Source organism: Pantoea sp. UBA5923, assembly GCF_002431095.1.
GTDB classification, from domain to species: Bacteria; Pseudomonadota; Gammaproteobacteria; order Enterobacterales; family Enterobacteriaceae; genus Pantoea; species Pantoea piersonii.
The window spans coordinates 750-4,318 of the sequence record NZ_DJDN01000054.1 but is presented as its reverse complement, the minus strand read 5'-3'; the positions used below and the strand labels follow the sequence as shown (position 1 = coordinate 4,318).

Genomic DNA, 3,569 nt, shown 5'->3' with positions numbered 1-3,569 from the left:
CCGCTAATATAATCCTGAATCAGGCGAAAGCGATAATAACGCTCCCATAGCAGGCGCTGATATTTATGCTCGACCGTCAGCGTCCGCATTTTTTGCTGATAGGCTTTACGGTGTTTACCGGAAAGCTTATGAAACAGGCGGGTTTCGATGGGGTGCTGACGGAGAAAATCTTCATTAATCAATGTCGTAAAAGCTTCAAAGGTTAGCGACATCAGAGGCTGATATATTTCTAACAATCCCTTAATAACACGATAACCTTGTAATTCCAGCTGCTCAACCTCGGCATGGTTAAATACATGACGGCGCGCTACCGTTTTGAACATCTGCAATAAACGCCCCTCTTCGCCATCGTCCTCTAATAGCGCATGATTAAAATCGCCATTGAAAATAGCGGGTAAATTATCGACAAAACGCTTAACCGCGTGGCTGACCAGCACGCTCTGCACGTTAACGCGTAATGACATAAAGAACTGATCGCTTCTGCTACGACGCTTTTTGTTACAGGCTTCCCGCCAGGCATCGCCAACCGTTCGACTGAAGGCGTCATTATTTTTTATCGGCCCCCAGTTTTTACATAAATAGTCATAAAGAGCATCAATGTTAAATATATCTTTCTCAACGGCATCGTCCAGATCGGCAATACAGTAAGAGATATCATCCGCCGCTTCCATAATATAGGTCAGCGGAAAGCGATGGTGTTCGGCCATATTGGTCGCTTCGCGCAGTTCGGCAATATATTCCCGCTCGGAGAGATAAAAACCGGGCTTTTTCATCAGGGCGCTGAACTGCTCAGGCTTCTCGCCCTGCCACCAGGCGGGTGCGGTATATTTCAGGATGCAGGCGACCTGGGAGTAGCTCAGGTTAAGCTGCAGCAGAGTATGCACCATGCGGATCGCCTGAGCATTGCCTTCGAAATGACACAGATCCTGGCGGATCATGGCGTTCAGCCGCTCAAAATCGGCGCGCTGCTGGTCGCCTTCAACGCCTGCCACCAGCGGGTCGACCAGCTCCAGAGGAAGATGCTCTTCAAACCAGTCGTTGATGGCGGCTTCGCCGAAATGGCCGAAAGGCGGGTTGCCCACGTCGTGCAGCAGGCAGGCCATCTCCACCAGGCTTTCAAACGCCCCCTCCATCTCATCCAGCCCGTACTGCGCCAGGCCGCCCTGATTCTTCAGGGTTTGCAGGATCTCTTTGGCGATATAGCGTCCCGTCTGCTGCACTTCCAGCGAATGGGTCAGGCGCGAGCGTACCGCGGCATTGCGCTCCAGCGGAAAGACCTGGGTTTTTTGCTGGAGTCGGCGAATCGCCGCCGAGTTGATAATACGGCCACGATCGCTCTCAAAGTGGCGGGTAATATAGTATTCCCCTTCCGGCTCTTTGCGCGTGTTATAAGGGCGGGTAAAACTTATCTTCTTCCTGAAATTGACCGTCGCCATCGTTACCCCTTATTACTTCGTGAATCAATCCCCTGCCAGCCATGCTAGACTATGCCTCACTTTTTACGACTACTTCCACCACATTAGCGAGACTCTTTTATGAAAGCAGGCATTATTGGCGCGATGGAGCAGGAAGTTACCCTGCTGCGCGACAAAATCGAGAACCGCCAGACCCTGACGCTGGCCGGCTGCGAAATTTACACCGGCACGCTTAACGGCGTTGAGGTCGCTCTGCTGAAATCGGGTATCGGTAAAACCTCGGCGGCGCTGGGTACCACGCTGCTGCTTGAGCTGTGCAAGCCAGACCTGGTGATCAACACCGGATCGGCTGGCGGCCTGGCCCCTACCCTCTCCGTCGGCGATATCGTCGTCTCTGACGAAGTGCGCTATCACGACGCCGACGTCACCGCCTTCGGCTACGAGCCGGGCCAGATGGCGGGCTGCCCGGCAGCCTTTACCGCTGATGCGCAGCTGATTGCCGCCGCAGAGGCCTGCATCAGCGAGCTGAACCTGAACGCCGTACGCGGCCTGGTGGTTAGCGGCGACGCCTTTATCAACGGCGCTGAGCCGCTGGCGCGCATTCGTAACACCTTCCCGCAGGCGATCGCCGTAGAGATGGAAGCCACCGCTATCGGCCATGTCTGCCACCAGTTCAAGGTGCCTTTCGTGGTAGTGCGCGCCATTTCCGACGTGGCTGATAAGGCGTCGCATCTGAGCTTTGAAGAGTTCCTCAGCGTCGCGGCACAGCAGTCGTCGCTTATGGTGGAGAAGCTGCTGGCGCGCCTGGCGCGTGGCTAAGCTGCTCTGGCTGATCGGGCTGCTGTTTTGCAGCAGCCTGTTCGCCGCACCGCGCGTTATTACCCTCGCGCCGCATCTCACCGAAATGGCGTTCGCCGCAGGCATTACGCCGGTGGCGGTCAGCGCCTGGTCCGACTATCCGCCCGCCGCTAAAGAGCTGGAGCAGGTCGCCAACTGGCAAGGCATTAAAGTCGAACGTATTCTGGCGCTGAAACCGGACGTGGTGCTGGCCTGGCGCGGCGGCAACCCGCAGCGCCAGATCGATCAGCTAAAGCAGCTCGGGGTTAACGTCGAGTGGATCGATCCCGGCTCGCTGGATGAGATGGCGGATGCCGTGGCGGCGCTGCGGCGCTGGAGCCCGCAGCCGCAGCAGGCGCTAAACGCCGCGCAGCAGCTCAGGCAGCAAGTAACCTCTCTGCGCGCGCGCTACGCTGCGCTGCCTGCGGTGCCGCTCTTTCTTCAGTTCGGCCAGCAGCCGCTGTTTACCGCCGCACGCGATACCCTGCAAAACAACATCATTGCGCTGTGCGCCGGAAAGAATATCTTTGCCGACAGCCGCGTCAGCTGGCCGCAGGTCAGCCGCGAGCAGGTACTGATGCGTCATCCGCAGGCTATCGTTATCGGCGGCAGCGCCGCTCAGGCGCAAAACGTTTCCCGCTTCTGGCAACCCCAGCTAAACGTACCGGTTATCGCCATTGATGATGACTGGATCAGCCGACCCGGCCCGCGTATGCTGCTGGCGGCAAAACGGCTCTGTGCCGCCCTGCATCCGGAACAATAAACCAGCAGAAAGCGATTAAAGATCCCGCTAATTTTGCCGTTAATTATGAAACGAGACGTTGATGCCACGTAAGCTCAGCGTCCTTTTATGCGCACCGCGCATTTTTTGCTACACCAGGAATCCAACATGTCCAGAGCCTTGCTGCTGGCCTTCGCGATCGCGATCGTCGCGCCCTTTGCGACTGCGTCGACCACGGGAACGATAGGCGTTCAGCTGATTATCTTTTCGCGCTGTGAAATTAACAGCCAGCCGCAACGGGCGCTGCCGCAGATCGATTGCGGTCGCCGCGCTAACGCGCAGCCGCGCGTGACGGAAAGCGTGCTAAAAAAGGATGCGATGCGTAAGGAAACGGCGAAGCTGATAACCGTAGAATGGTAATGAAAAGGCCGTCGCAAGACGGCCTTTTTGCATCAGATGCTGAAGGAGGAGCCGCAGCCGCAGGTGGTTTTGGCGTTAGGGTTGGTCACGATGAAACGCGATCCTTCCAGGCCTTCGGTATAATCCACCGAGCCGCCAACCAGGTATTGCAGGCTCATCGGATCGACCACCAGCGC

5 protein-coding genes are annotated in these 3,569 nt (G+C 56.8%); 3 read left to right on the top strand and 2 right to left on the bottom strand.

The features are described 5' to 3' along the window. On the bottom strand, window positions 1-1,436 hold a 1,436-nt coding region (gene dgt / locus B3797_RS13130), incomplete at its 3' end, for a dGTPase (RefSeq protein ID WP_311791308.1). 99 nt (window positions 1,437-1,535) lie between these two features. Between dgt and mtnN the strand changes: the two genes are divergently transcribed. The 3 genes from mtnN (at window position 1,536) to B3797_RS13115 (ending at window position 3,393) form a co-directional block, all read left to right on the top strand. Beyond that, the gene (mtnN, locus tag B3797_RS13125) at window positions 1,536-2,234 is read left to right on the top strand and encodes a 5'-methylthioadenosine/S-adenosylhomocysteine nucleosidase (RefSeq protein ID WP_311783047.1); all 699 of its coding nucleotides are present in this window, start codon (window positions 1,536-1,538) and stop codon (window positions 2,232-2,234) included. Continuing rightward, complete coding sequence (btuF, locus tag B3797_RS13120) at window positions 2,227-3,015, top strand: vitamin B12 ABC transporter substrate-binding protein BtuF (protein ID WP_311783048.1); 789 nt, start codon at window positions 2,227-2,229, stop codon at window positions 3,013-3,015. Before mtnN ends, btuF begins: the two co-directional genes overlap by 8 nt. A 126-nt stretch (window positions 3,016-3,141) precedes the next feature. Next, window positions 3,142-3,393, top strand: coding sequence for a hypothetical protein (locus tag B3797_RS13115; RefSeq protein ID WP_311783049.1), 252 nt, complete (start codon window positions 3,142-3,144; stop codon window positions 3,391-3,393). Between the two features lie 32 nt (window positions 3,394-3,425). Here B3797_RS13115 and B3797_RS13110 read toward each other — a convergent pair. Then, window positions 3,426-3,569: iron-sulfur cluster assembly accessory protein (locus tag B3797_RS13110; RefSeq protein WP_311791309.1), on the bottom strand; the 144-nt coding region annotated here is incomplete at its 5' end.